The following is a 25,531-nucleotide window of genomic DNA, read 5'->3' as shown; positions in this document are numbered from 1 at the left end:
AGGAGGACATGATTTGTCTAAGAAAAGATTGTACGAAATCGCAAAAGAACTTGGAAAAGAAAGTAAAGAAGTTGTAGCGCGTGCAAAAGAGTTGGGCTTGGATGTGAAAAGCCACTCATCGAGCGTGGAAGCTGCTGCTGCTGAACAAATCGCAGCTAGCTTTAAACCTGCACCTGCTCCTAAGGCAGAAGCAAAACCTGCAGCACCAAAAGCAAGTGTAGAAAAGAAAGCAGAAAAGTCTGTTTCGGCTAAACCAGCTGCCGCTAAGGAAGAAAGTAAACCAGCTGCACCTGCAGCTCCTAAGGAAGAAAAAGTAGTGGCCGCAAGACCACAGAGTCGAAACTTCAAGGCGGAGCGTGAGGCGCGTGCCAAAGAGCAGGCAGAACGACGCAAACAAAACAAGGCCAACAACCGTGACCAACAACAAAATGGTAACCGTCAGAAAAATGACGGTCGTAATGGTGGCAAACCTGGTCAAGGAAACCGCGAAAATCGCCGATTCAACGATCAAGGGAAAAAACCACAAGGTCAAGGAAATCGTGGCAATGATCGCCGTCAGCAACAAGACTTCCAGCCCAAGCAAGGTGGTCCACGTGTTGACTTTAAAGCCCGTGCAGCAGCCCTAAAAGCAGAGCAAAATGCAGAGTACGCACGCTCAAGCGAGGAGCGCTTCAAACAATCGCAAGCAGCCAAAGAAGCCTTGGCTCAAGCTAACAAACGCAAGGAGCCAGAGGAAATCTTTGAAGAAGCTGCTAAGCTAGCTGAACAAACGCAGCCAGCTATAACAGTAGCTCCTGTAGCGAAAGAAGCGCCAGTGGATACACGTCGTAAAAAACAAGCTCGACCAGACAAAGAACGTGACGATTATGATCACGAAGAAGATGGTCCTAGAAAACAACAAAAGAATCGAAGTAGTCAGAATCAAGTGAGAAATCAAAGAAATAGTAACTGGAATAACAACAAGAAAAATAAAAAAGGGAACAAGCAAAACAACCGTAACCAGACTCCAAAACCTGTTACAGAGCGTAAGTTCCACGAATTGCCAACAGAATTTGAGTATACAGATGGTATGACTGTTGCGGAAATCGCAAAACGTATCAAACGTGAACCAGCTGAAATCGTTAAGAAACTCTTTATGATGGGTGTGATGGCCACACAAAACCAATCCTTAGATGGAGAAACCATCGAACTCCTCATGGTGGATTACGGTATCGAAGCCAAACAAAAGGTTGAAGTGGATAATGCCGACATCGAACGTTTCTTTGTAGAAGATGGCTATCTTAACGAAGATGAATTGGTTGAGCGTCCACCAGTTGTAACCATCATGGGACACGTTGACCATGGTAAAACAACCCTCTTGGATACCCTTCGTAACTCTCGTGTTGCGACAGGTGAAGCAGGTGGTATCACGCAGCATATCGGTGCCTACCAAATCGTGGAAAATGGCAAGAAGATTACCTTCCTTGATACACCAGGACACGCGGCCTTTACCTCTATGCGTGCGCGTGGTGCATCTGTTACCGATATTACTATCTTGGTTGTAGCGGCCGACGACGGGGTTATGCCTCAGACTATCGAAGCCATCAACCACTCAAAAGCGGCAAACGTTCCAATTATCGTAGCCATCAATAAGATTGATAAACCAGGTGCCAACCCAGAACGTGTTATCGGTGAATTGGCTGAACACGGTGTCATGTCAACTGCTTGGGGTGGAGATTCTGAATTTGTTGAAATCTCAGCTAAATTCAACCAAAATATCGAAGAACTCTTGGAAACAGTCCTTCTTGTAGCTGAAATCCAAGAACTCAAAGCAGACCCAACAGTTCGTGCGATCGGTACTGTTATCGAGGCTCGCTTGGACAAAGGAAAAGGTGCGGTCGCAACCCTTCTTGTTCAACAAGGTACCTTGAATGTCCAAGACCCAATCGTTGTCGGAAATACCTTCGGTCGTGTCCGTGCCATGACCAATGACCTTGGTCGTCGTGTTAAGGTTGCAGGTCCATCAACACCAGTTTCTATCACAGGTTTGAACGAAGCGCCAATGGCGGGTGACCACTTTGCCGTTTACGAAGATGAAAAATCTGCGCGTGCGGCCGGTGAAGAACGTGCAAAACGTGCCCTCATGAAACAACGCCAAGCTACCCAACGTGTCAGCCTTGAAAACCTCTTTGATACGCTTAAAGCTGGTGAGCTTAAGTCAGTTAATGTTATCATCAAGGCCGACGTACAAGGTTCTGTTGAAGCCCTTTCTGCCTCACTTCAAAAGATCGATGTAGAAGGTGTCAAAGTCACCATTGTCCACTCGGCAGTCGGTGCTATCAACGAATCTGATGTGACCCTTGCGGAAGCTTCAAATGCCTTTATCATTGGTTTCAACGTACGCCCTACACCACAAGCGCGCCAACAAGCCGAAGCTGACGATGTTGAAATCCGTCTTCACAGCATTATCTATAAGGTTATCGAAGAGATGGAAGAAGCCATGAAAGGGATGCTTGACCCAGAATTTGAAGAAAAAGTTATCGGTGAAGCAGTTATCCGTGAAACCTTTAAGGTATCTAAAGTCGGAACTATCGGTGGATTCATGGTTATCAACGGTAAGGTTACCCGTGATTCTAAAGTCCGTGTTATCCGTGACGGTGTCGTAATCTATGATGGCGAACTCGCAAGCTTGAAACACTACAAAGACGACGTTAAAGAAGTTACAAACGGTCGTGAAGGTGGTCTCATGATCGATGGCTACAATGATATCAAGACTGATGATGTGATTGAGGCATATGTCATGGAAGAAATCAAACGATAATAGAGAAACGATAGCTCATTTGACTCGTTGTCAACAGCGCCTTGATGAACTTTAGTTCTATCAAAGGCTTGTTTCCTAGATTCAAATGGCTCTAGTTCCTCTATCTATTAAAAATAGCTAGGTCTGCTGGCCTAGCTTTTGGTTCAAAGTAGAGAAAGGAATATCATGGCAAATCATTTCCGTACGGATCGTGTGGGCATGGAAATCAAGCGTGAAGTCAATGAGATTTTGCAAAAGAAAGTCCGTGATCCGCGTGTCCAAGGTGTGACCATTACAGATGTTCAGATGCTGGGTGACTTGTCTGTTGCCAAGGTTTACTACACCATTTTGAGTAACCTTGCTTCAGATAATCAAAAAGCTCAAATCGGGCTTGAAAAAGCAACTGGTACCATCAAACGTGAACTTGGTCGCAATTTGAAATTGTACAAAATCCCAGATTTAACCTTCGTCAAAGATGAGTCCATCGAATATGGAAACAAGATTGACGAGATGCTACGCAATCTGGATAAGAACTAAAAAAGAGGGGTGCCCCTCTTTTTTGTTGCCAGAGCATGATCATTGCTATTTGACGATGTATCCATCTGATAAAAATCGGTTTAAAAAATTTGTATATTTCGAATAGTATGATATGATAAAGCTTGATATAAATGAAAAACGGAGAGATATATGGCTAAACAAGATATAGCTATGCAAGTACTGCAACAAGTGGTGAAACTTCCCGTAGTCAAGGTCGATCGAGAAAGATTTTTGGTAGAAAAGTTTTCAAAGGAATTAGACCGTAAGGATATTCCAACTTTGATTGAACAAGGACCGACTTCTTTGTTGCCTCAAGAAAGCTTGGATAGAGTGGCCAAGGCCTGTATTAAAGACAATGTCCTGTTAGCCAGTGGAACTTCGGTTTTGGCAGGTCTACCTGGAGGGATTGTCATGGCGATCACTATCCCGACAGACGTAGCCCAGTTTTATGCTTTTTCATTGAAATTAGCTCAAGAACTAGGGTATATTTACGGATTTGATGATCTTTGGGCATCGCGCAATGAGTTAAGCGAGGAAGCTAAAAACACACTTCTACTGTATCTCGGTGTGATGCTGGGAGTAAATGGCGCAGGTGCCCTGCTTCGATCAGGCGGTGTGACAGTAGCCAAGCAAGTCATAAAAGTAGTGAACAAGAAAGCCTTGACAAAAACTCTTTGGTATCCAATTTTAGAAAAAGTTTTGAAAATTTTTGGTGTCAATCTGACAAAAGGAGGCCTAGCTAAAGGGATGGGGAAAGTGATTCCTATCCTAGGTGGAGTCATTTCTGGTGGCTTAACCTTTGCGACCATGAAACCGATGGGAGAAAGATTGCAACAGGAATTGTCCAAGCTAGTCAACTACAATGAAGTGCAATATCAAAGAGACGTTGATACTATCCGAAAAGAGGTCGAAATCATCGAAGGAGAGTAATATGGGATTCATTAAAATTCTAGCCAAGACTTACGGGAATTACTTTTTCGTGATGCAAAGCGTCAAAGTCCTGAAGAACATGAAAAAAGATGACAATGCTCTAGTAGGTTTCGGGAAAGTACTGCTTGCTGACAAGCTGATGGATGTAGCCCAGTGGCTCGCAAAACCAGATGATAAGGAATAACTTGAAATGAAAGAAACTAGCAGGAATTCCACTGCTAGTTTTTTAATCTCTTCCCATATGGTATAATATAAGCAGTAAAATCATTTTATACTCTTCGAAAATCTCTTCAAACCACGTCAGCTTCACCTTGCCGTACTTAAGTACAGCCTGCGGCTAGCTTCCTAGTTTGCTCTTTGATTTTCATTGAGTATTAGAACATACATGGAGGTCGTCATGGACAATATCATCGATGTGTCAATACCCGTTGCAGAAGTGGTAGACAAGCACCCAGAAGTTTTGGAAATCCTAGTGGAGCTCGGTTTTAAACCACTTGCTAATCCCTTGATGCGCAACACAGTCGGTCGCAAAGTATCGCTGAAGCAGGGTTCTAAACTTGAAGGAACTCCTATGGACAAGATTGTCCGCACGCTAGAAGCGAATGGCTATGAAGTGATTGGATTAGACTAATGGCAGATGAACGGATTCATATCCTACGGGATATTTTACTAGAATTGCACAATGGTGCCTCTCCTGAATCAGTTCAGGAGCGTTTTGATGCGATCTTTACAGGTGTTTCAGCCATCGAGATTTCCCTCATGGAGCACGAGCTGATGAACTCAGACTCAGGTGTCACCTTTGAAGATGTCATGGAACTCTGTGATGTCCATGCTAATCTTTTTAAAAACGCTGTTAAGGGCGTCGAAGTGGAGGATACTGAACACCCTGGCCACCCAGTTCGCGTTTTCAAGGATGAAAATCTGGCTCTCCGTGCAGCTTTGATTCGCATTCGGAGACTGTTGGATACCTATGAGTCTATGGAAGACGAGGAAATGCTTGCAGAGATGCGCAAGGGCTTGGTCCGTCAAATGGGGCTGTTGGGGCAATTTGACATCCACTATCAGCGCAAGGAAGAGCTCTTTTTCCCCATCATGGAGCGTTATGGTCACGATTCACCCCCTAAAGTCATGTGGGGAGTGGATGATCAGATCAGGGAACTCTTTCAGACAGCTCTAACGACAGCCAAATCATTACCAGAAGTGTCGATTAGCACTGTAAAGGAAGCTTTTGAAGCTTTTGCGACAGAGTTTGAAAGTATGATTTTCAAGGAAGAGTCCATCCTCCTCATGATTCTCCTTGAGTCCTTCACCCAAGATGACTGGCTTCAGATTGCGGAGGAGAGCGATGCCTACGGCTATGCCATCATCCGTCCGTCTGAGAAATGGGTGCCAGAACGCCAAAGTTTTGTTGAGGAAAAGAGTGCACTGGAGCCCGTGCAGCTAGACACGGCTGAAGGTCAAGTTCAGCAAGTTATCGATACGCCAGAAGGTCAGTTTACCATTACCTTTACCCCTAAGGAAAAGGAAGCAGTGCTGGACCGTCATAGTCAACAGGCTTTTGGGAATGGCTATCTCTCCGTAGAGCAGGCCAACCTCATCCTCAATCACCTCCCTATGGAGATTACCTTTGTCAATAAAGACGATATTTTCCAGTATTACAATGACAATGCGCCAGCTGATGAGATGATTTTCAAACGGACGCCATCCCAAGTCGGGCGCAATGTTGAACTCTGCCATCCGCCTAAGTACCTAGACAAGGTGAAGGCCGTTATGAAAGGTCTTCGTGAAGGTAAAAAAGACAAGTATGAAATGTGGTTCAAGTCGGAGTCGCGAGGCAAGTTTGTCCACATCACCTATGCTGCGGTACACGATGAAAACGGAGAATTTCAAGGGGTGTTGGAGTATGTTCAGGATATTCAGCCCTACCGAGAGATTGATACGGACTACTTCCGTGGATTAGAATAAGGAGAATCAATGAGTTACGAACAGGAATTTATGAAGGAATTTGAAGCCTGGGTCAATACCCAGATCATGATCAACGACATGGCGCACAAGGAAAGTCAAAAAGTCTACGAAGAAGACCAAGACGAGCGTGCCAAAGATGCCATGATTCGCTACGAGAGTCGTTTGGATGCCTACCAGTTCTTGCTTGGTAAGTTTGAAAATTTCAAGGCAGGCAAGGGATTCCATGACTTGCCAGAAGGCTTGTTTGGTGAGAGAAACTATTAAAATACAGATACTTTCTTGATTTTTTCCCAAAATCTTGATAGAATATCTTTATTAAATCCTTGGCAGAGCAGGGATTTTTTATTGAAAGGATTTTATCATGTCAAAGAAACTCCAACGTAAAAAACAATTGCGAAATAGCCTTCGTCGCTCAGGTGCATTTTCAAGTACGGTGACTAAAGTTGTCGAAGAGACCAAGAAAGTTGTGAAACACGCAGAAAAATCTGCCAGCGAAGCAGGAAAAGTTGTCTCTAAAAAAGTGGAACAAGCAGTAGAAGCGACTAAGGAACAAGCTCAAAAAGTAGCCAATTCTGTAGAAGATTTTGCAGCTACTTTGGGTGGCCTCTCAGTAGATCGTGCTAAGACTTTCTATGATGAAGGCATCAAGTCAGCTGCTGACTTTAAAAACTGGACTGAAAAAGAACTCCTTGCCTTGAAGGGAATTGGTCCAGCTACCATCAAGAAATTAAAAGAGCACGGAATCAGCTTCAAGTAATCTTTCTTGAGCCTTGCATTTCCGAGAAAAACTTGCTACAATAGAGCCAATAGAGGTGTTTTGGATCCCACATTTTACAGAAAGTGGCGGTGCTGAGAAGTCCACAAATGTGTCAAAACTGGTTGCTGATGGATGAAAATGAAATAAAAGTGTCTTTGTATATCCTTCAAAGACAAGAGTTGCGGGCCTTGCCCGAAATTGGGTGGTACCGCGGATAAACACATTCGTCCCTGTCATGTAGATGGCAGGGGCGATTTTTTGTAGAAAGCGAGGTAGAAGGATGACAAGAGCAGAGTTACCAGAACGAATAGAGACCGAGCGTCTGGTCTTGCGAGTCCGTACCGTGGCTGATGTTGTGGATATCTTTGACTATGCCAGTAGGCCAGAAGTTTCCTATCCAGCAGGCTTTCACCCCGTCAAGAGCTTGGAAGATGAGATTTATTATCTGGAGCATATTCTACCCGAGCGTAATGAAAAGAACAATCTCCCAGCGGGCTATGGAATCGTCGCTAAAGGAACCGATAAGGTCATCGGTTCTGTCGATTTTCCCCGTCGCTACGAAAACGATGTGCTGGAGATTGGCTATATCTTACATCCAGACTATTGGGGTCTAGGTTATGTTCCAGAGGCGGCACGTGCCTTGATTGACCTAGCTTTTAAAGAACTGGGTCTTCATAAGATTGAACTGACTTGCTTTGGGTATAACCTTCAAAGTCAACGAGTTGCTGAGAAACTTGGCTTCACTCTAGAAGCTCGCATCCGAGACCGCAAAGATGCCCAAGGCAACCGCTGTGACAGTCTGATATATGGTTTGCTGAAGAGTGAGTGGGAGACTAGAAAGGAAAATAGTCAAAATGAATAAATTAAAAACAATGTTAAAAGTAGAAAAACTCCATCCTAAAGAAAGATATTATGTAACAAAAGTAGATGAGTTTTCTCACGTTGTAAATAGTGGTTTATTTTTATCATCTAAGAAAACAAAGCGTAATATCGCTTATAGTTTAAGATATCTAGAATTTTTGAAAATTCAATTAGATGAACTTGTTTTGGATGATTTAATGAAAAAAATGATATGGAAAAATTTCATTATTACTTCGATATCTGTAATTGAGGTAATAATGCAAGACAGAACTAATAATAATAAATTTGGAGAAAAATTATTAAATGAATTTCGAGAAAAAAATCCATTAAGTCTTAGTGATAATGATTTAGATAAATTGGATGATTTCAGAAAGTTAAGAAACCGAGTACATATTGAAATTAAATATGATGATGATGACACAGATTGGTTCATGTTTGGAGAAAAAGAATATTTGGAAATGAAAAATTTACTGTATAATTTTTTAACAAGTGAAAAAATGTTTAATTCTATGTATACAAAGAACGTAGATTTTTTAAAATCATAAAAGGAGAACACACATGTCTAAACAACTTTCACCTAAATACAATCCAGCCGAGGTTGAGGCTGGTCGTTACCAAAAATGGCTTGACGCTGATGTTTTCAAGCCTTCAGGCGATCAAAAGGCTAAGCCTTATTCGATCGTGATTCCACCACCAAACGTGACTGGTAAACTCCACCTTGGTCACGCTTGGGATACAACTTTGCAAGATATCATCATCCGTCAAAAACGCATGCAAGGCTATGATACGCTTTGGCTTCCAGGGATGGACCACGCTGGGATTGCGACTCAGGCTAAGGTTGAGGAGCGCTTGCGTGGTGAGGGCATTAGCCGTTACGACCTGGGTCGTGAAAAATTCCTGGATAAGGTCTGGGAATGGAAAGACGAGTATGCCACTACTATCAAGGAACAATGGGGCAAGATGGGGCTTTCTGTAGACTATTCTCGCGAGCGTTTCACTCTTGACGAAGGTTTGTCAAAAGCTGTTCGCAAGGTTTTTGTGGACCTTTACAAGAAAGGCTGGATCTATCGTGGTGAGTTTATCATCAACTGGGACCCAGCAGCTCGCACAGCCCTTTCTGATATCGAGGTCATCCACAAGGATGTCGAAGGTGCCTTCTACCACATGAACTACATGCTGGAAGATGGTTCACGCGCCCTTGAAGTTGCGACAACTCGTCCTGAGACCATGTTTGGGGACGTAGCTGTTGCGGTCAATCCAGAAGACCCACGCTACAAGGACTTGATCGGGAAAAACGTTATCCTTCCAATCGCTAATAAATTAATCCCAATCGTTGCCGACGAACATGCCGATCCCGAGTTTGGAACTGGTGTCGTGAAAATCACGCCTGCCCACGATCCAAACGACTTCTTGGTTGGACAACGCCACAACTTGCCGCAAGTCAACGTCATGAACGATGACGGAACCATGAACGAGCTTGCCTTCGAGTTTGCAGGCATGGATCGTTTTGAAGCTCGTAAGGCAGTCGTTGCTAAATTGGAAGAAATCGGTGCCCTCGTTAAAATTGAAAAACGTGTCCACAGTGTTGGTCACTCAGAGCGTACAGGTGTCGTGGTTGAACCACGCTTGTCTACTCAATGGTTTGTCAAGATGGACCAATTGGCGAAAAATGCTATTGCCAACCAAGACACAGAGGACAAGGTAGAATTCTACCCACCTCGTTTCAACGATACCTTCCTCCAATGGATGGAAAATGTCCACGACTGGGTGATCTCTCGTCAGCTCTGGTGGGGTCACCAAATCCCTGCTTGGTACAATGCTGAGGGTGAAATATACGTTGGTGAAGAAGCTCCAGAAGGTGACGGATGGACTCAGGACGAAGACGTCTTGGATACCTGGTTCAGTTCTGCCCTTTGGCCATTCTCTACCATGGGCTGGCCGGATGTCGACTCAGAAGACTTTAAACGTTATTATCCAACATCAACTTTGGTGACTGGTTATGATATTATTCCGTTCTGGGTGTCTCGGATGATTTTCCAAGGTTTGGAATTTACTGGCAAGTCGCCATTCAAAAATGCCTTGATTCATGGTCTCATTCGTGACGAGCAAGGACGCAAGATGTCTAAATCCCTCGGTAACGGGATTGATCCAATGGATGTTATTGATAAGTACGGAACAGATAGCCTTCGTTGGTTCCTTTCAAACGGATCTGCACCAGGGCAAGACGTGCGCTTCTCTTACGAGAAAATGGATGCTTCATGGAACTTCATTAACAAGATCTGGAACATCTCTCGCTATATCCTCATGAACAATGAAGGTTTGACCCTTGAGCAAGCAACTGCCAATGTGGGAAAAGTTGTTAACAAGGAAGCTGGAAATGTCACAGACCGCTGGATTCTCCACAACCTCAATGAAACGATCGGCAAAGTCACTGAAAACTTTGATAAGTTTGAGTTTGGTGTGGCTGGCCACATCCTCTATAACTTTATCTGGGACGAGTTTGCGGACTGGTACGTTGAGTTGACTAAGGAAGTCCTTTATAGTGATAATGAAGAAGAGAAAGTCATCACACGTTCTGTTCTCCTTTATACTTTGGACAAGATCCTTCGACTCCTCCACCCAATCATGCCATTCGTGACAGAGGAAATCTTTGGACAAATCTCAGAAGGCTCTATCGTTACAGCGGAATACCCAACTGTCAACCCAGCTTTTGAAGACCTTGCTGCCCACACAGGTGTCGAAAGTCTTAAAGACTTGATCCGTGCCGTTCGGAATGCGCGTGCGGAAGTTAACGTAGCACCAAGCAAGCCTATCACCATCCTTGTTAAAACTAGCGATAGCGACTTGGAAGCCTTCTTTAACAGCAATGTCAACTACATCAAACGCTTTACAAATCCAGAACACTTGGAAATCGCATCAACCATCCCTGCACCTGAACTCGCTATGTCAAGCGTCATCACAGGAGCAGAAATCTACTTGCCACTGGCAGACCTCTTAAATGTCGAAGAAGAACTAGCTCGTCTCGACAAGGAACTGGCTAAATGGCAAAAAGAACTGGATATGGTTGGTAAGAAGCTCTCTAACGAACGCTTCGTAGCCAATGCCAAACCAGAAGTCGTCCAAAAAGAACGCGACAAACAAGCCGACTACCAAGCGAAATACGATGCGACCGTAGCACGTATTGATGAGATGAAGAAGTTGGTTAAATAAATATAGATCAAGCAGATTCTGAAAATTTATATCAGAATCTGCTTTTTTAGTTGATTTATGGTAAAATTAAGGGTAAAACAAAATGTAATAGGAGGCCGATATGAAAATAAATGCAGTTGATTTATTTTGTGGTGTAGGCGGTCTAACATACGGTATGCAGCAGGCGGGTATCAATGTTGTAGCTGGATACGATATTGATGAAAAAAGCAAATTTGCCTATGAGTACAACAATGATGCTAAATTTATTTTAAAAGATATAAATAAAATTGAAGATGACGAAATTTTGGGATTATATCCGTCAGATACTGACATAAAAGTACTAATTGGTTGTGCTCCATGTCAACCGTTTTCAACATACAGTCATAAATATCAGAATAATGAAAATACAAAAAAGAAGGTAGACCTTCTGGATTGTTTTGGTAGACAAGTTGAACTTGTAAAACCAGATATTGTATCAATGGAAAATGTGCCTCAAATGCAAAAAAAAGAAGTTTTTCATCGTTTTAGGACTCTATTAGAAAAGAATGGCTACAAGGTCACTTACAAGGTGGTATATGCTCCAGACTATGGAGTGCCTCAAACAAGAAAACGATTACTTTTACTTGCGTCAAAATTCGGAGATATTTCGTTAATTGAACCAGAGTTCAATTCAGACACTCACCCTACTCTTAGAGATACTATAGGGAAACTACCTGAAATAAAAGCGGGAGAAACTTCTGAACATGATCCACTACATAGATGTAGAAATTTATCAGATTTAAACTTAAAAAGAATCAGACAATCTAAACCAGGAGGGACATGGAGAGATTGGGATGTGGATCTTCTTTTAGAAGCATATAAAAAAGACAGTGGAAAAACGTTCGGGTCGGTCTATGGTCGATTAGAATGGGATAAACCAGCTAATACTATAACAACCCAGTTCCCTGGAATCGGTAATGGCAGATTTGGTCATCCAGAACAAGATAGAGCTTTAAGTTTACGTGAAGGGGCACTTTTGCAGACTTTTCCATTAAATTATGAGTTTGTTGACCCTAAACAGGGTGGGAATTATCCAATATCCCAAGTAGCGTTACAAATTGGAAATGCAGTACCACCTAAATTAGGTGAGATTATTGGTGAAAGTATTATAAAACATTTGGAGGAATATTATGATTAAGCAAATGAAATTATTTGAAGATGAGGAAAAGCAGAAAAGAATACAAAATCAAATAGATAGTTTACAATATGAACTTAATTATGATACTCGAGATTATCCTATTAGTTTTATTGTTGATTTATATAATAATGAGAATGAAATCTTTTCTCCTGACTATCAACGTAGCGAATTATTATGGAGTCCCAAGCAAAAATCAAGATTTATTGAATCATTGCTACTTGATTATCCGATTCCTCTTCTATTTTTAGCAGATACGGATGAAGGTAGTATGGAAATTGTTGATGGATTGCAAAGAATTTCAACACTATCTGAGTTTTTTTATGGAGATTTAAAATTGGTTGGCCTAAACAAACTTACAGAATTAAATGATTGTACTTTGGATGAAATGCCCAAAAATGAAATCAGACGATTGAAAGCTAGATCTTTAAGGGTAATAGTGTTGAAACATAGTACTCCAGCAAGTGTTCGTAAAGAACTATTTGATAGACTCAACACCAGTTCCTTACGTGCTAATACAAGCGAGGTTCGAGCTGGAAGGGAACTTGATAATCCACTTATGATGTTAATAAAAACTTTAGCTGAAGATGAACTATTTAGGGAGAATACAAATCTTTCCCAAAATAAAATTAATCGGAAAGAAGATATTGAATTAGTAAGTAGATTTTTTGCTTTTAGCAATAATTTAGATAATTATAACGGTTCAGTTATGAATTTTGTTGATGATTATATCCGAGAGGCTGGAAAAAATTGGTCTGATGAAAAAAAATATTTGTTTGAAGATGAGTTTAATAAAACAATGAGATTTGTTTCAGATAATTTTGAGAGAGGTTTTCAAAAAGAAGATCGAAATCATACGCCTCGGGTACGATTTGAGGCGCTTTCAGTTGGAATTAATCTAGCACTAAGAGAATCTCCTCAATTAAATGTCTCCATTGGACAAATAGATAAACTATTGAACAGTGAACACTTAAAAAAATGGACGACTTCCGATGCTGCAAATAATAGAACCAAAGTAATTAGTAGAATACATGGAGTTAGAGACTTTTTATTAAATGGTGACTTTAATGACTGAATATGAAAAATTGAAAATGGAAATAAATCATTTTATCAATGTAATCAGTATTTATGAAAAATCTATAATGGGGATTCCAAATGTGTTGAACAATTTATTTGAAATACAAATAGAAAGCATCTCAGAAGATTTGTTCGAACAAGAATACCGATTGCAGATTAAAAATAGGGATAATTTTGAAGCAATTGTTAAAATTATGAAATCCAATTCTATTTTAATGCTATATAATTTGGTTGAGTCAACTATAAGGGTTTCAATGTTAGATTATTATAGCTGTTTAAACGATAAACAATTGTCTTTTAGCCAAGCTATTGAATCAATACAAAAATTATGGGTTAAAAACCATCTGAATCAAACAAATAGTAATGAGTTAAATCAAAAAGTATTTAATCTGATTTTAAATGTGATAAATAATAATTACAGTGTTGAGATAGAAAGGGAATCGTTTCATCTTTCTGGTAACGCAGATGTCAAGGAGATGAAAAGGATTTTAGAAACACATGGCATTACATATAATAACGATTCGTTTAGAGATTTTGGTGGAGCACTTCTTACCATTAAAAATAAGAGAAATTATTTAGCTCATGGAAATATTTCTTTTGAAGATAATGGAGGACGATTTTCAATTCAAGATATAAATGAATTAAAGGATAAGACTTATCAATGCTTAGATTACTTTATTTCTCTAATAAATTCTGCAATTACTAATCAAGAATTTATGTCGCAAGATTTATAATAATCTCCAAAAAATAAATTAATATTGTTCAATCTTGTAGAAATCACCTTACCACATAAAAAACTCAGTCAATTCATGCTCGTATATCCCCCCCATCAATGCCATCGGTTGGGTAGCAAAGAAATAAAAAGTCCTGCCACTTTCTCCCATTTAACCTTTGACTATTCCGCAAAATTATCGTACAATAAAGAGTACATGATAAAATGAGGTCGGAGTCTGTTCGCTCTGGCGATAGTAGTAAAAATGAGGAGAAACGCTTTGGAATTAGAAGTATTTGCTGGGCAAGAAAAAAGTGAACTATCTATGATTGAGGTAGCGCGTGCTATCTTGGAACTTCGTGGTCGCGATCATGAGATGCATTTTAGTGATCTTGTAAACGAAATTCAAAACTACCTTGGAACATCAAACAGCGACATCCGCGAAGCTTTGCCTTTGTTCTACACAGAGTTGAACTTTGACGGTAGCTTCATCTCTCTTGGAGACAACAAATGGGGTCTTCGTTCATGGTATGGTGTAGACGAAATCGACGAAGAAATCATCGCTCTTGAAGAAAGTGACGACGATGAAGTAGCACCAAAAGCTAAGAAAAAACGTGTCAATGCCTTTATGGATGGTGATTCAGATGCCATTGACTACAATGCAGATGATCCAGAAGACGAAGACGCATACGAAGCAGATCCAGCTCTTTCATATGATGATGAAAATCCAGATGATGAGAAAAATGAAGTGGAAGCTTATGATGCAGAAATCAACGAGATCGCTCCTGATGACTTGGGTGAAGATGTAGATCTTAACGAAGAAGACGACGAATTTTCTGACGATGACGCTGAAACGAGTGAAGAAGAGTAAAAGACTTCACAGAGGAGATCGCCTGATCTCCTTTTTTGTCGCTTGGGTAGAGTAGTTAAGTGAGTCTTCCGTTGGGTTGTAGATCTTTAGTTGGTTTTCTGAAAATGATCTCTCTTTTTCATGTTTTACCAATTCGAGTTGACAAATGTTCTGCTTTAAGGTATCATATTGTTCGGGCACCTCTTTTAGAGGTCGGGGCTCCCTAGTTACTAGGGGGCTATTTTTTGTTTTTCAGGAAGTTTTCTTGAAAAGTCGTTATTCATAAGGGTCTTGTTTTCTATTTCCCCTCGTAGTTAACAAGACCTTGAGCATTTTAGAAAGAGGAATCTATGTCTACGAAATATATTTTTGTAACTGGTGGTGTGGTATCGTCTATTGGGAAAGGGATTGTCGCAGCAAGTCTGGGTCGTCTCTTGAAAAATCGTGGTCTAAAAGTAACCATTCAAAAGTTTGACCCTTATATCAATATCGATCCGGGAACCATGAGTCCTTATCAGCACGGGGAAGTCTTTGTGACAGATGATGGGGCTGAGACAGATTTGGACTTGGGTCACTACGAACGTTTCATCGATATCAATCTCAACAAATATTCCAACGTGACAACTGGTAAAATCTACAGTGAAGTTCTTCGCAAGGAACGCCGTGGCGAGTACCTTGGCGCAACTGTCCAAGTCATTCCTCATATCACAGATGCTTTGAAAGAAAAAATCAAACGTGCCGCTGTAACGACAGACTCTGACGTCATTATCACAGAGGTTGGTGGAACCGTTGGGGATATTGAGTCCTTGCCATTCCTAGAGGCCCTTCGTCAGATGAAGGCAGATGTGGGTGCAGATAATGTCATGTACATCCATACAACTCTACTTCCTTACCTCAAGGCAGCTGGTGAAATGAAAACTAAACCAACCCAACACTCTGTCAAAGAATTGCGAGGTTTGGGAATCCAGCCAAATATGTTGGTTATTCGTACAGAAAAACCAGCTGGTCAAGGAATTAAAAATAAATTAGCTCAATTTTGTGATGTAGCACCAGAAGCCGTTATCGAATCATTGGATGTTGAACATCTTTACCAAATTCCATTGAATTTGCAGGCACAAGGTATGGACCAAATTGTCTGTGACCATTTGAAACTAGATGCACCAGCAGCGGATATGACAGAGTGGTCAGCCATGGTGGACAAGGTCATGAACCTCAAGAAACAAGTCAATATTTCCCTTGTTGGTAAGTATGTGGAGTTGCAAGATGCCTACATCTCTGTGGTCGAAGCCTTGAAACACTCTGGGTATGCCAACGACGCAGAAGTGAAGATTAATTGGATCAATGCCAATGATGTGACAGCAGAGAATGTAGCAGAACTCTTGTCTGATGCGGACGGAATCATTGTGCCAGGTGGTTTTGGTCAACGTGGTACGGAAGGGAAAATCCAAGCCATCCGCTATGCGCGTGAGAATGATGTCCCAATGTTAGGTGTCTGCTTGGGAATGCAGTTGACTTGTATCGAGTTTGCTCGTCACGTTTTAGGGCTTGAAGGTGCTAATTCTGCAGAGCTTGCACCAGATACAAAATACCCTATCATCGATATCATGCGTGACCAGGTTGATGTTGAGGATATGGGTGGAACCCTTCGTTTGGGACTTTATCCATCTAAGTTGAAACGAGGTTCTAAGGCAGCGGCTGCTTATCACAATCAAGAAGTGGTGCAACGCCGTCACCGTCACCGTTATGAGTTTAACAACGCCTTTCGTGAACAGTTTGAGGCAGCAGGTTTTGTCTTCTCAGGAGTTTCTCCAGACAATCGTTTGGTAGAAATTGTGGAAATTCCCGAGAATAAATTTTTTGTGGCTTGTCAGTATCATCCTGAACTTTCCAGCCGCCCAAACCGTCCAGAGGAACTCTACACTGCCTTTGTTACTGCAGCAGTTGAGAACAGCAATTAGCAAAATCAGAACCTTTGAGAACAATCTCAGAGGTTTTTAATCGATTCAGGAAAATCTTGCTAACTAAGATGCTTGCCGATAAGGGTTAGAAGTTCTCTTCCCTCTGTAATGGAAGAGAACATCCTTGCTCATATACTGCTTCCCCATTTGTCCTAGAGCCCTTTTTGTGTTACAATGAATGGTATGAAAGCTAAGAAATTATGGATGACTGGCTTGACAGTGGCTGGTCTAAGTGCCCTCGCTTTGGGTGCCAAAAAAGCAGCAGATAACCACAAACTTATGAAGACTCAGGAAGAGTTGGCCGCTATCGTGCGCGAACTTTTCTCAGATATGGGAGAGATCGCGACTCTCTATGTTCAAGTCTACGAAAGTAGTCTAGAGCGACTCGTCGGAGGGGTCATTTTCGAGGATGGTCGTTACTATACCTTTGTCTATGAAAATGAAGACCTAGTCTATGAGGAGGAAGTCTTATGATAACTCCTAGTAGTATAGAAGAGCTCGCAGGTTTTGTCGAACAGGATGGCAAGAAGGTCTTTCTTTTTGTGGCGGACTGGTGTGGCGATTGTCGTTATATCTATCCTGCCTTGCCAGAGATTGAGGAAACCAATCCAGAGTTCACCTTTATTCGAGTGGACCGAGACCAGTATCTGGATCTGGCTAAACTCTGGGATGTGTACGGCATTCCTAGTCTTGTTGTGCTAGAAAAGGACAAGGAAATCGGCCGATTTGTCAATCGTGACCGTAAAAGCAAGCAACAAATTAACGACTTTTTAGCAGGACTGAAATAGGAGAAAAAGGAAGCAATGATTTTTACATATAATAAAGAGCATGTTGGCGATGTCCTTATGACCATCGTGAAAAATAGCGGCGATGCTAAGTTGGACGTGGAGCGCAAAGGCAATATTGCCCGTGTTTTCCTCAAAGAAAATGGAGAAACAGTAGCTTGGAATATTTTCGAAGTTTCAAGTTTGTTTGAAATTGCAGAGCGCGGTCAAGTCTTTTTGACAGATGAGCAAGTCGCTCGTTTGAACCAAGAATTGCAGGCGGAAGGCTTTGCAGAAGAGATTATCAATGACAAAGAACCTAAGTTTGTTGTCGGTGAAATTGTCGAGATGGTAGCTCACCCAGATAGTGATCACCTTAATATCTGCCAAGTTGCCGTCGCGAGTGATAAGACTGTGCAAATCGTTGCAGGTGCTCCTAATGCGCGTGTCGGTTTGAAAACCATTGTAGCTCTTCCTGGAGCGATGATGCCAAAAGGAAATCTCATTTTCCCAGGCGAACTTCGCGGTGAAAAGAGTTTTGGCATGATGTGCAGCCCTCGTGAACTTGCCTTGCCAAATGCTCCGCAAAAACGTGGTGTTATTGAATTATCAGAAGATCAAGTTGTCGGAACTCCATTCGACCCAGCGAAACACTGGACTGCCTAGGAAATTGTCAGTGTTTGATAGACCAGATAGAGGGGGATAAGATGGCGAAAAATGTGGTGATTACAGGGGCGACCTCAGGAATCGGTGAAGCGATTGCACGTGCTTATCTGGAGCAGGGGGAGAATGTCGTTCTAACAGGGCGACGGACAGATAGACTAGAAGCCCTCAAGTCAGAGTTTGCAGAAACTTTTCCAAATCAAACAGTTTGGACCTTTCCACTGGATGTGACGGATATGACCATGGTCAGGACTGTCTGCTCCGATATTTTGGAAACGATAGGGCAGATTGATATCTTGGTCAATAATGCCGGACTAGCTCTTGGCTTGGCTCCCTATCAAGACTATGAAGAGTTGGATATGCTGACCATGTTGGATACCAATGTCAAAGGTTTGATGGCAGTCACTCGCTGTTTCTTGCCAGCAATGGTAAAAGCCAATCAAGGACATATCATCAATATGGGCTCAACTGCAGGAATCTATGCTTATGCGGGTGCAGCTGTTTACTCAGCCACCAAGGCAGCAGTTAAGACTTTTTCAGATGGCCTGCGAATTGATACCATCGCAACGGATATCAAGGTGACCACCATTCAGCCAGGGATTGTCGAAACAGATTTCTCTACAGTTCGTTTCCACGGTGACAAAGAGCGTGCTGCTACCGTCTATCAGGGAATCGAAGCTCTGCAAGCACAAGATATCGCAGACACTGTGATCTATGTGACCAGTCAGCCCCGTCGTGTTCAGATTACAGATATGACCATTATGGCCAATCAACAGGCGACAGGTTTCATGGTGCATAAAAAATAAAAAATTTTCTCGAAAAGTTACAAATTTCTGTAACTTTTTTTGATTCCCCGCGAATAGATAAGTAGGAGGAAGAAAATATGTATAATAAAGTTATTCTTATCGGGCGCTTGACGTCTACACCAGAATTGCACAAAACCAACAATGACAAGTCAGTGGCGCGAGCAACTATCGCTGTGAACCGTCGTTACAAAGACCAAAACGGGGAACGTGAAGCTGACTTTGTCAATCTTGTTCTTTGGGGGAAATTGGCTGAAACCTTGGCAAGCTACGCAACTAAAGGTAGTCTTATCTCTGTGGATGGAGAACTTCGTACCCGTCGCTTTGAGAAAAATGGCCAGATGAACTATGTGACTGAAGTCCTTGCCACAGGATTCCAACTTTTGGAAAGCCGCGCCCAACGTGCTATGCGTGAAAATAATGCAGGACAGGATTTGGCAGATTTGGTCTTGGAAGAGGAAGAATTGCCATTTTAGTACTCTTCGAAAATCTCTTCAAACCACGTCAGCTTCAGCTTGCCGTAGGTATAGGTAACTGACTTCGTCAGTTCTATCTACAACCTCAAAGCAGTGCTTTGAGCAACCTGCGGCTAGCTTCCTAGTTTAATCTTTGAGTATAAACATTGAAAAGTCTGAGTTGGTCTCAGGCTTTTTATCTTGAGAAATTCAGACTTTTTTCTTGACTATTTCTGACCAAGTGATACAATAGAACTATAAATTAGCACTCGGATATAAAGAGTGCTAATAATATGTAGTTCATCATGGAGGAAAACAGATGTTGAAACCATTAGGAGACCGTGTGGTCTTGAAAATCGAAGAAAAAGAACAAACTGTTGGTGGCTTTGTCCTTGCGGGTTCAGCCCAAGAAAAAACCAAAACTGCTCAAGTTATAGCTACAGGACAAGGTGTTCGTACCTTGAATGGTGACTTGGTTGCTCCGAGCGTTAAGGCTGGAGACCGTGTCTTAGTTGAAGCCCACGCTGGTATTGATGTCAAAGATGGCGATGAAAAGTACATCATCGTAGGCGAAGCCAACATCTTGGCGATCATTGAAGAATAGAAGGAGAAAGTAAGTATGTCAAAAGAAATTAAATTTTCATCTGATGCTCGTTCAGCTATGGTTCGTGGTGTCGATATTCTTGCAGATACTGTTAAAGTAACCTTGGGACCAAAAGGTCGTAACGTTGTTCTTGAAAAATCATTCGGTTCACCACTCATCACCAACGACGGGGTGACCATTGCCAAAGAAATCGAGTTGGAAGACCATTTTGAAAATATGGGTGCCAAATTGGTATCAGAAGTGGCTTCAAAGACCAACGATATCGCAGGTGACGGAACGACAACTGCAACTGTCTTGACTCAAGCTATCGTACGTGAAGGAATCAAGAACGTCACAGCAGGTGCCAATCCAATCGGCATTCGTCGGGGGATTGAAGCAGCGGTTGCCGCAGCTGTAGAAGCCTTGAAAAACAATGCTATTCCAGTTGCCAATAAAGAAGCTATCGCTCAGGTTGCTGCCGTATCTTCTCGTTCTGAAAAAGTCGGCGAATACATCTCTGAAGCTATGGAAAAAGTTGGTAAAGACGGTGTTATCACCATTGAAGAGTCACGTGGTATGGAAACAGAGCTTGAAGTCGTGGAAGGAATGCAGTTTGACCGCGGTTATCTATCACAGTACATGGTGACAGATAGCGAAAAAATGGTGGCTGACCTTGAAAATCCATACATTTTGATTACCGACAAGAAAATTTCAAATATCCAAGAAATCTTGCCACTGCTAGAAAGCATCCTCCAAAGCAATCGTCCGCTCTTGATTATTGCAGATGATGTGGATGGCGAAGCTCTGCCAACTCTTGTTTTGAATAAGATTCGTGGAACCTTTAATGTAGTAGCTGTAAAAGCTCCTGGCTTTGGTGACCGTCGTAAGGCTATGTTGGAAGACATCGCTATTTTGACAGGTGGAACTGTCATCACAGAAGATCTTGGTCTTGAGTTGAAAGACGCGACGATTGAAGCGCTTGGTCAAGCTGCTAGAGTGACTGTGGACAAAGACAGTACGGTTATCGTAGAAGGTGCTGGCAATCCTGAAGCCATTTCTCACCGTGTTGCGGTTATCAAGTCTCAAATCGAAACCACAACTTCAGAGTTTGACCGAGAAAAATTGCAAGAACGCTTGGCTAAATTATCAGGTGGTGTCGCAGTAATCAAGGTCGGAGCTGCAACTGAAACGGAGTTGAAAGAAATGAAACTCCGCATTGAAGATGCCCTTAACGCTACTCGTGCAGCCGTTGAAGAAGGAATCGTTGCTGGTGGTGGAACTGCTCTTGCCAACGTGATTCCAGCTGTTGCCGCCTTGGAATTGGCAGGTGATGAAGCAACAGGACGCAATATTGTTCTCCGCGCCTTGGAAGAACCTGTTCGTCAAATCGCCCACAATGCAGGATTCGAAGGGTCTATCGTCATCGATCGCTTGAAGAATGCTGAAGTTGGTACAGGTTTCAACGCAGCAACTGGTGAGTGGGTTAATATGATTGAAGAAGGAATCATCGACCCAGTTAAGGTTAGCCGTTCTGCCCTTCAAAATGCAGCATCTGTAGCCAGCTTGATCTTGACTACAGAAGCAGTCGTAGCCAATAAACCAGAACCAGCAGCCCCAGCTCCAGCCATGGATCCAAGCATGATGGGCGGGATGATGTAAGCTGTTTATACTAAGCAATTCATAAAAAACACAAAAGGAGGGAATGAGCATCCCTCCTTTTATCGCTTCCTTTTTATAAAATAGATTTGAGCTGGTTGGTGATATATGGTAAAATAACTAATAGTAGAAGGAGAAGAACATGATTGATGTAGAAGAAATTCTGAGCAAGATGAATCCCAATCAAAAAATTAATTATGACCGTGTCATGCAGAAAATGGTTCAGGTTTGGGAGAAAAATGAGCAACGTCCAACTATTCTCATGCATGTCTGCTGTGCTCCTTGTAGTACCTACACCCTAGAGTACCTGACCAAATACGCTGATGTGACCATCTGTTTTGCCAATTCCAATATCCATCCCAAGGCAGAATACCACAAGCGAGCTTACGTCACCAAGAAATTTATCAGTGATTTCAATGAGCGAACAGGCAATACGGTTCAGTACCTAGAAGCTCCCTATGAACCAAATGAATACCGGAAGTTAGTCAGAGGACTGGAAGAAGAACCAGAAGGTGGCGATCGTTGCAAGGTTTGTTTTGATTACCGTCTGGACAAAACAGCGCAAGTGGCTATGGATTTGGGCTTTGACTACTTTGGTTCAGCCTTGACCATCAGTCCCCATAAGAATTCTCAAACCATCAATAGCATCGGAATCGATGTGCAAAAGATTTATACCACCCACTATCTCCCAAGTGATTTCAAGAAAAATCAAGGCTACAAGCGCTCGGTGGAGATGTGCGAGGAGTATGATATCTATCGTCAATGTTATTGTGGATGCGTCTATGCAGCTCAAGCCCAGAACATTGACCTTGTTCAGATTAAGAAGGATGCCACGGCTTTCTTGTTGGATAAGGATGTTGAAAAAGATTATTCCCACATCAAGTTTACTGTCACTAAATTAGATATATAGCAATTAACCCAGCTTCCAGGCTGGATTTTTCAAATAAAAAAACCAGGGCTCTCACCCCGGTTTGACAACTTTACCGATTCTTTAGTTCTATGTAGCGTTTGTACCAAATGTTGACATAGGCCTCTGAGAAAGGACCGCGTCCATTGTTGATCCAATCAACAAGGATTTTAACATGCTCTTTCAAAATATAGTCTAAATCATCAGAATACTTCATTTTGCGTTTATGGCGCTCATACTCTTCAACGTCCAAGAGACGCTTTTCACCATCAGTGAAGACCTTGACATCCAAATCATAATCAATGTATTTCAGGGCTTCCTCATCTAGATAGTAGGGGCTGGCCATATTGCAATAGTAGGAAATCCCATTATCACGAATCATGGCAATGATATTAAACCAATATTTTTTGTGAAAGTAAACAATAGCCGGTTCTCGAGTCACCCAACGACGACCGTCACTTTCGGTAACAAGTGTGTGGTCGTTGACGCCGATAATGGCGTTCTCTGTTGTTTTTAGTACCATGGTGTCTCGCCAAGTACGGTGAAGACTCCCATCATGCTTATAACTTTGAATTGTAATAAAGTCGCCTTCTTTTGGAAGTTTCATAACTAACCAACTTTCTACAATTTATAAGTTTATCGTTTACTATTATATCATAAATCGGTCTAATTTTTTTGAATTTTACCTGAAAATGTTAAAGATATTCTCTGAGAGCGCTTGCTATATCCGAAAAATCATAGCCTTTTCTAGCCAAAACTTGAGTCAATCGTTGCTTTAGTTCGTAACCTTCATACTTTCGAGCATACTTAGCATATTGTTTGTCTAGCTCTTTAAAAATAAGTTCTTGAGTCTTTTCTTGGTCGACTTGACTGTCCAAGTCGTCAAAGGCATACTTAGCATCAGAATAGGAGAAGCCTTTGTTCGTTAAGTTTTGAATAATTTTATCCTGCAAGGCACGAGCGGGAAGCTTTCCCGTGTATTTTTTTAGAAGTTTCTCCGCCACACGTTGAGTAACCTCCGAAAAATCAAAATCCTTTAAAACATCTTCAATAGTCGCTTTGGCAATCCCTTTTTGAGACAGTTTTTGAGCTAGCACATAGGGTCCCTTATCTCCAGAAAGTTGATTTGCATTGATGATAGAATAGGCATACTGACGATCATTAATCCAGTTATCTTCTTTAAGATTGGCGATAACTTGACTTGTGATTTTTTTATCAAGATCATACTTTTTCAGATACTCACGAACTTCCTTTTCGGTTCGAGCTTTAAATGATAGATGGTAGAGGGCGAGATTCTTACCATAAGAAAACTGAGCAAAGCCCTGAATCTCGGTCAATTCTTCAGTGCTAACCACCTTATCTTTAGACAACATAAAACGGACAATGGTATCTTCCGTGATATAAGAGGTTTGTTGTCCATCTAGTTCCATCAAGTAGAGACGTTTTTTCTTTTCAAGTTTTGTGATTTTCATAGTTCTATTATACCCTAAAATGTGATAAGATAGGGGTATGAATCTGAAAGTCAAACAAAAAATACCTTTAAAAATCAAGCGGATGGGTATCAATGGTGAGGGAATCGGTTTCTACCAGAAAACCCTCGTTTTTGTACCAGGCGCCCTCAAAGGAGAAGATATCTATTGTCAGATTACTTCTATTAAACGTAACTTTGTTGAAGCCAAATTACTAAAGGTTAATAAGAAGTCGAAATTTCGAGTCGTACCAGCTTGTACCATTTATAATGAATGTGGTGGTTGCCAAATCATGCACCTCCACTATGATAAACAGTTAGAGTTCAAAACAGATTTGCTCCACCAAGCCCTGAAAAAATTTGCTCCTGCAGGATATGAAAACTATGAAATCCGTCCAACTATCGGAATGCAGGAACCAAAGTACTACCGTGCTAAGCTTCAATTCCAGACTCGAAAATTTAAAAATCAGGTCAAGGCAGGTTTGTATGCGCAAAACTCTCATTATCTCGTAGAGTTGAAAGACTGCTTGGTGCAAGATAAGGAAACCCAAGTAATAGCAAATCGCCTAGCTGAACTTCTTACTTACCACCAAATTCCAATTACAGATGAGAGAAAAACGTTAGGCGTTCGTACTATCATGGTACGTCGAGCAAGAAAAACGGGGCAAGTTCAGATAATCATTGTCACAAATCGCCAGCTTAATTTAACCCAGCTAGTAAAAGACTTAGTTAAAGATTTTCCAGAAGTCGTCACAGTTGCAGTCAATACAAATACAGCAAAAACAAGTGAAATCTATGGTGAAAAGACGGAAATTATCTGGGGCCAAGAGAGTATTCAAGAAGGAGTACTCGACTATGAGTTTTCTCTCTCCCCTCGAGCTTTTTATCAGCTTAATCCTGAGCAGACAGAAATTCTCTATAGTGAAGCAGTTAAAGCACTGGAGGTTAGCGAAGAAGATCATCTGATCGATGCCTATTGCGGTGTTGGGACGATTGGATTTGCCTTCGCAAATAAGGTCAAGAGTCTCAGAGGAATGGATATTATTCCAGAAGCCATAGAAGATGCCAAGCGAAATGCTCAGAGAATGGGGTTTGACAATACCCATTACGAAGCGGGAACAGCTGAAGAGATTATTCCACGCTGGTATAAAGAAGGCTACCGAGCGGATGCCTTGATAGTCGACCCTCCTCGTACAGGCTTAGATGATAAGCTGCTGGATACCATTCTGACCTATGTTCCAGAAAAAATGGTCTATGTATCCTGCAATGTTTCGACCTTGGCGCGAGATTTGGTTAAGCTGGTAAAAGTCTATGACCTCCAGTATATCCAGTCGGTCGATATGTTTCCCCACACTGCACGAACAGAAGCAGTGGTTAAGCTAGTGAAGAAAAGAAAAAATCAATTTCACTGAAAAAAGTCCTTGACAAAGGGGAAAAAGTAGG

At 41.8% G+C, this 25,531-nt stretch carries 27 protein-coding genes; 25 read left to right on the top strand and 2 right to left on the bottom strand.

The genetic code is table 11. The features are described 5' to 3' along the window. The first annotated feature begins 13 nt into the window (after positions 1-13). The 24 genes from infB to HMPREF1115_RS02345 all read left to right on the top strand — a co-directional run bounded on the left by infB (position 14) and on the right by HMPREF1115_RS02345 (position 22,623). Complete coding sequence (gene infB / locus HMPREF1115_RS02465; RefSeq protein WP_000039169.1) at positions 14-2,800, top strand: translation initiation factor IF-2; 2,787 nt, start codon at positions 14-16, stop codon at positions 2,798-2,800. A 165-nt stretch (positions 2,801-2,965) separates the two neighbouring features. Continuing rightward, positions 2,966-3,316: a 30S ribosome-binding factor RbfA gene (gene rbfA, locus HMPREF1115_RS02460; RefSeq protein ID WP_001273601.1), complete on the top strand. Its 351-nt coding sequence runs from the start codon at positions 2,966-2,968 to the stop codon at positions 3,314-3,316. Between the two features lie 150 nt (positions 3,317-3,466). Continuing rightward, positions 3,467-4,246 (top strand): hypothetical protein, encoded by a 780-nt coding sequence (locus HMPREF1115_RS02455; RefSeq protein WP_001118427.1) that lies wholly within the window; start codon positions 3,467-3,469, stop codon positions 4,244-4,246. Position 4,247: 1 nt separating this feature from the next. After that, positions 4,248-4,430, top strand: a complete 183-nt coding sequence (locus HMPREF1115_RS02450; protein WP_000505781.1) for a hypothetical protein — start codon at positions 4,248-4,250, stop codon at positions 4,428-4,430. A gap of 213 nt (positions 4,431-4,643) precedes the next feature. Further along, entirely contained in the window at positions 4,644-4,877 is a 234-nt protein-coding gene (locus HMPREF1115_RS02440; RefSeq protein ID WP_000368739.1) for a DUF1858 domain-containing protein, read from the top strand. Next, positions 4,877-6,211, top strand: coding sequence for a DUF438 domain-containing protein (locus HMPREF1115_RS02435; protein WP_000752857.1), 1,335 nt, complete (start codon positions 4,877-4,879; stop codon positions 6,209-6,211). Before HMPREF1115_RS02440 ends, HMPREF1115_RS02435 begins: the two co-directional genes overlap by 1 nt. 9 nt (positions 6,212-6,220) lie before the next feature. Next, positions 6,221-6,475, top strand: coding sequence for a DUF1912 family protein (locus tag HMPREF1115_RS02430; RefSeq protein ID WP_000119707.1), 255 nt, complete (start codon positions 6,221-6,223; stop codon positions 6,473-6,475). Positions 6,476-6,572: 97 nt separating this feature from the next. After that, the gene (locus HMPREF1115_RS02425; protein WP_000038699.1) at positions 6,573-6,968 is read left to right on the top strand and encodes a helix-hairpin-helix domain-containing protein; all 396 of its coding nucleotides are present in this window, start codon (positions 6,573-6,575) and stop codon (positions 6,966-6,968) included. Between the two features lie 280 nt (positions 6,969-7,248). Further along, entirely contained in the window at positions 7,249-7,830 is a 582-nt protein-coding gene (locus tag HMPREF1115_RS02420) for a GNAT family N-acetyltransferase (RefSeq protein WP_000196173.1), read from the top strand. Beyond that, the gene (locus tag HMPREF1115_RS02415; protein WP_001037589.1) at positions 7,823-8,374 is read left to right on the top strand and encodes a hypothetical protein; all 552 of its coding nucleotides are present in this window, start codon (positions 7,823-7,825) and stop codon (positions 8,372-8,374) included. The genes HMPREF1115_RS02420 and HMPREF1115_RS02415 overlap by 8 nt, the downstream gene beginning before the upstream one ends. A gap of 13 nt (positions 8,375-8,387) precedes the next feature. Next, a complete protein-coding gene (locus HMPREF1115_RS02410; RefSeq protein ID WP_000043325.1) occupies positions 8,388-11,039 on the top strand; it encodes a valine--tRNA ligase in 2,652 nt (883 codons plus the stop codon). A gap of 100 nt (positions 11,040-11,139) precedes the next feature. Continuing rightward, positions 11,140-12,195 (top strand): DNA cytosine methyltransferase, encoded by a 1,056-nt coding sequence (locus HMPREF1115_RS02405; RefSeq protein WP_000700045.1) that lies wholly within the window; start codon positions 11,140-11,142, stop codon positions 12,193-12,195. Further along, on the top strand, positions 12,188-13,267 hold the full coding sequence (locus HMPREF1115_RS02400; protein ID WP_000595403.1) for a DUF262 domain-containing protein: 1,080 nt from the start codon (positions 12,188-12,190) through the stop codon (positions 13,265-13,267). The genes HMPREF1115_RS02405 and HMPREF1115_RS02400 overlap by 8 nt, the downstream gene beginning before the upstream one ends. Further along, on the top strand, positions 13,260-14,003 hold the full coding sequence (locus HMPREF1115_RS02395; protein WP_002881842.1) for an MAE_28990/MAE_18760 family HEPN-like nuclease: 744 nt from the start codon (positions 13,260-13,262) through the stop codon (positions 14,001-14,003). The genes HMPREF1115_RS02400 and HMPREF1115_RS02395 overlap by 8 nt, the downstream gene beginning before the upstream one ends. A gap of 258 nt (positions 14,004-14,261) precedes the next feature. Next, positions 14,262-14,852 carry a DNA-directed RNA polymerase subunit delta gene (gene rpoE / locus HMPREF1115_RS02390; RefSeq protein WP_000418415.1) on the top strand — a complete coding sequence of 197 codons (591 nt, stop codon included), beginning with the start codon at positions 14,262-14,264 and terminating at the stop codon, positions 14,850-14,852. A 329-nt stretch (positions 14,853-15,181) separates the two neighbouring features. After that, on the top strand, positions 15,182-16,789 hold the full coding sequence (locus HMPREF1115_RS02385) for a CTP synthase (RefSeq protein ID WP_000105264.1): 1,608 nt from the start codon (positions 15,182-15,184) through the stop codon (positions 16,787-16,789). Between the two features lie 174 nt (positions 16,790-16,963). Then, positions 16,964-17,263 carry a DUF4651 domain-containing protein gene (locus HMPREF1115_RS02380; protein ID WP_002881845.1) on the top strand — a complete coding sequence of 100 codons (300 nt, stop codon included), beginning with the start codon at positions 16,964-16,966 and terminating at the stop codon, positions 17,261-17,263. Next, positions 17,260-17,577 (top strand): thioredoxin family protein, encoded by a 318-nt coding sequence (locus HMPREF1115_RS02375; protein WP_000632590.1) that lies wholly within the window; start codon positions 17,260-17,262, stop codon positions 17,575-17,577. The genes HMPREF1115_RS02380 and HMPREF1115_RS02375 overlap by 4 nt, the downstream gene beginning before the upstream one ends. Positions 17,578-17,592: 15 nt before the next feature. Then, positions 17,593-18,219 (top strand): YtpR family tRNA-binding protein, encoded by a 627-nt coding sequence (gene ytpR, locus HMPREF1115_RS02370; protein ID WP_000578278.1) that lies wholly within the window; start codon positions 17,593-17,595, stop codon positions 18,217-18,219. Positions 18,220-18,260: 41 nt separating this feature from the next. Then, complete coding sequence (locus HMPREF1115_RS02365; protein WP_001107789.1) at positions 18,261-19,022, top strand: SDR family NAD(P)-dependent oxidoreductase; 762 nt, start codon at positions 18,261-18,263, stop codon at positions 19,020-19,022. 77 nt (positions 19,023-19,099) lie between these two features. Next, entirely contained in the window at positions 19,100-19,495 is a 396-nt protein-coding gene (locus HMPREF1115_RS02360) for a single-stranded DNA-binding protein (RefSeq protein ID WP_000282436.1), read from the top strand. 298 nt (positions 19,496-19,793) lie between these two features. After that, positions 19,794-20,078, top strand: a complete 285-nt coding sequence (groES, locus tag HMPREF1115_RS02355) for a co-chaperone GroES (protein ID WP_000917317.1) — start codon at positions 19,794-19,796, stop codon at positions 20,076-20,078. Positions 20,079-20,093: 15 nt separating this feature from the next. After that, a complete protein-coding gene (gene groL, locus HMPREF1115_RS02350) occupies positions 20,094-21,716 on the top strand; it encodes a chaperonin GroEL (RefSeq protein WP_000031553.1) in 1,623 nt (540 codons plus the stop codon). 139 nt (positions 21,717-21,855) lie between these two features. Next, positions 21,856-22,623, top strand: coding sequence for an epoxyqueuosine reductase QueH (locus tag HMPREF1115_RS02345; protein ID WP_000567563.1), 768 nt, complete (start codon positions 21,856-21,858; stop codon positions 22,621-22,623). A 70-nt stretch (positions 22,624-22,693) separates the two neighbouring features. Here HMPREF1115_RS02345 and ntdP read toward each other — a convergent pair whose 3' ends face one another. Together ntdP and recX are read right to left on the bottom strand one after the other, a co-directional pair. Beyond that, a complete protein-coding gene (gene ntdP / locus HMPREF1115_RS02340; protein ID WP_000775318.1) occupies positions 22,694-23,227 on the bottom strand; it encodes a nucleoside tri-diphosphate phosphatase in 534 nt (177 codons plus the stop codon). Positions 23,228-23,315: 88 nt separating this feature from the next. Beyond that, the gene (gene recX, locus HMPREF1115_RS02335) at positions 23,316-24,092 is read right to left on the bottom strand and encodes a recombination regulator RecX (protein ID WP_000705068.1); all 777 of its coding nucleotides are present in this window, start codon (positions 24,090-24,092) and stop codon (positions 23,316-23,318) included. A gap of 37 nt (positions 24,093-24,129) precedes the next feature. On the opposite strand from recX, the gene rlmD reads away from it, so the two are divergent. Beyond that, entirely contained in the window at positions 24,130-25,500 is a 1,371-nt protein-coding gene (gene rlmD / locus HMPREF1115_RS02330) for a 23S rRNA (uracil(1939)-C(5))-methyltransferase RlmD (protein WP_001050275.1), read from the top strand. Positions 25,501-25,531 lie beyond the last annotated feature (31 nt).

The sequence above is a fragment of the Streptococcus oralis SK610 genome (assembly GCF_000257455.1).
GTDB lineage: Bacteria > Bacillota > Bacilli > Lactobacillales > Streptococcaceae > Streptococcus > Streptococcus oralis_CB.
This window is presented reverse-complemented; position numbering and strand designations above follow the sequence as displayed.

Bases quoted from the DNA above. Each gene is read 5' to 3' on its own strand.
- HMPREF1115_RS02380 (WP_002881845.1), top strand. From the start codon at position 16,964: ATGAATGGTATGAAAGCTAAGAAATTATGGATGACTGGCTTGACAGTG.
- HMPREF1115_RS02395 (WP_002881842.1), top strand. From the start codon at position 13,260: ATGACTGAATATGAAAAATTGAAAATGGAAATAAATCATTTTATCAAT.
- HMPREF1115_RS02405 (WP_000700045.1), top strand. From the start codon at position 11,140: ATGAAAATAAATGCAGTTGATTTATTTTGTGGTGTAGGCGGTCTAACA.
- HMPREF1115_RS02450 (WP_000505781.1), top strand. From the start codon at position 4,248: ATGGGATTCATTAAAATTCTAGCCAAGACTTACGGGAATTACTTTTTC.
- HMPREF1115_RS02455 (WP_001118427.1), top strand. From the start codon at position 3,467: ATGGCTAAACAAGATATAGCTATGCAAGTACTGCAACAAGTGGTGAAA.
- HMPREF1115_RS02415 (WP_001037589.1), top strand. From the start codon at position 7,823: ATGAATAAATTAAAAACAATGTTAAAAGTAGAAAAACTCCATCCTAAA.
- HMPREF1115_RS02345 (WP_000567563.1), top strand. From the start codon at position 21,856: ATGATTGATGTAGAAGAAATTCTGAGCAAGATGAATCCCAATCAAAAA.
- HMPREF1115_RS02420 (WP_000196173.1), top strand. From the start codon at position 7,249: ATGACAAGAGCAGAGTTACCAGAACGAATAGAGACCGAGCGTCTGGTC.
- HMPREF1115_RS02360 (WP_000282436.1), top strand. From the start codon at position 19,100: ATGTATAATAAAGTTATTCTTATCGGGCGCTTGACGTCTACACCAGAA.
- ytpR (WP_000578278.1), top strand. From the start codon at position 17,593: ATGATTTTTACATATAATAAAGAGCATGTTGGCGATGTCCTTATGACC.
- groES (WP_000917317.1), top strand. From the start codon at position 19,794: ATGTTGAAACCATTAGGAGACCGTGTGGTCTTGAAAATCGAAGAAAAA.
- rbfA (WP_001273601.1), top strand. From the start codon at position 2,966: ATGGCAAATCATTTCCGTACGGATCGTGTGGGCATGGAAATCAAGCGT.
- HMPREF1115_RS02425 (WP_000038699.1), top strand. From the start codon at position 6,573: ATGTCAAAGAAACTCCAACGTAAAAAACAATTGCGAAATAGCCTTCGT.
- HMPREF1115_RS02385 (WP_000105264.1), top strand. From the start codon at position 15,182: ATGTCTACGAAATATATTTTTGTAACTGGTGGTGTGGTATCGTCTATT.
- recX (WP_000705068.1), bottom strand. From the start codon at position 24,092: ATGAAAATCACAAAACTTGAAAAGAAAAAACGTCTCTACTTGATGGAA.
- ntdP (WP_000775318.1), bottom strand. From the start codon at position 23,227: ATGAAACTTCCAAAAGAAGGCGACTTTATTACAATTCAAAGTTATAAG.
- HMPREF1115_RS02375 (WP_000632590.1), top strand. From the start codon at position 17,260: ATGATAACTCCTAGTAGTATAGAAGAGCTCGCAGGTTTTGTCGAACAG.
- HMPREF1115_RS02400 (WP_000595403.1), top strand. From the start codon at position 12,188: ATGATTAAGCAAATGAAATTATTTGAAGATGAGGAAAAGCAGAAAAGA.
- HMPREF1115_RS02430 (WP_000119707.1), top strand. From the start codon at position 6,221: ATGAGTTACGAACAGGAATTTATGAAGGAATTTGAAGCCTGGGTCAAT.
- HMPREF1115_RS02440 (WP_000368739.1), top strand. From the start codon at position 4,644: ATGGACAATATCATCGATGTGTCAATACCCGTTGCAGAAGTGGTAGAC.
- HMPREF1115_RS02435 (WP_000752857.1), top strand. From the start codon at position 4,877: ATGGCAGATGAACGGATTCATATCCTACGGGATATTTTACTAGAATTG.
- HMPREF1115_RS02365 (WP_001107789.1), top strand. From the start codon at position 18,261: ATGGCGAAAAATGTGGTGATTACAGGGGCGACCTCAGGAATCGGTGAA.
- HMPREF1115_RS02410 (WP_000043325.1), top strand. From the start codon at position 8,388: ATGTCTAAACAACTTTCACCTAAATACAATCCAGCCGAGGTTGAGGCT.
- rlmD (WP_001050275.1), top strand. From the start codon at position 24,130: ATGAATCTGAAAGTCAAACAAAAAATACCTTTAAAAATCAAGCGGATG.
- groL (WP_000031553.1), top strand. From the start codon at position 20,094: ATGTCAAAAGAAATTAAATTTTCATCTGATGCTCGTTCAGCTATGGTT.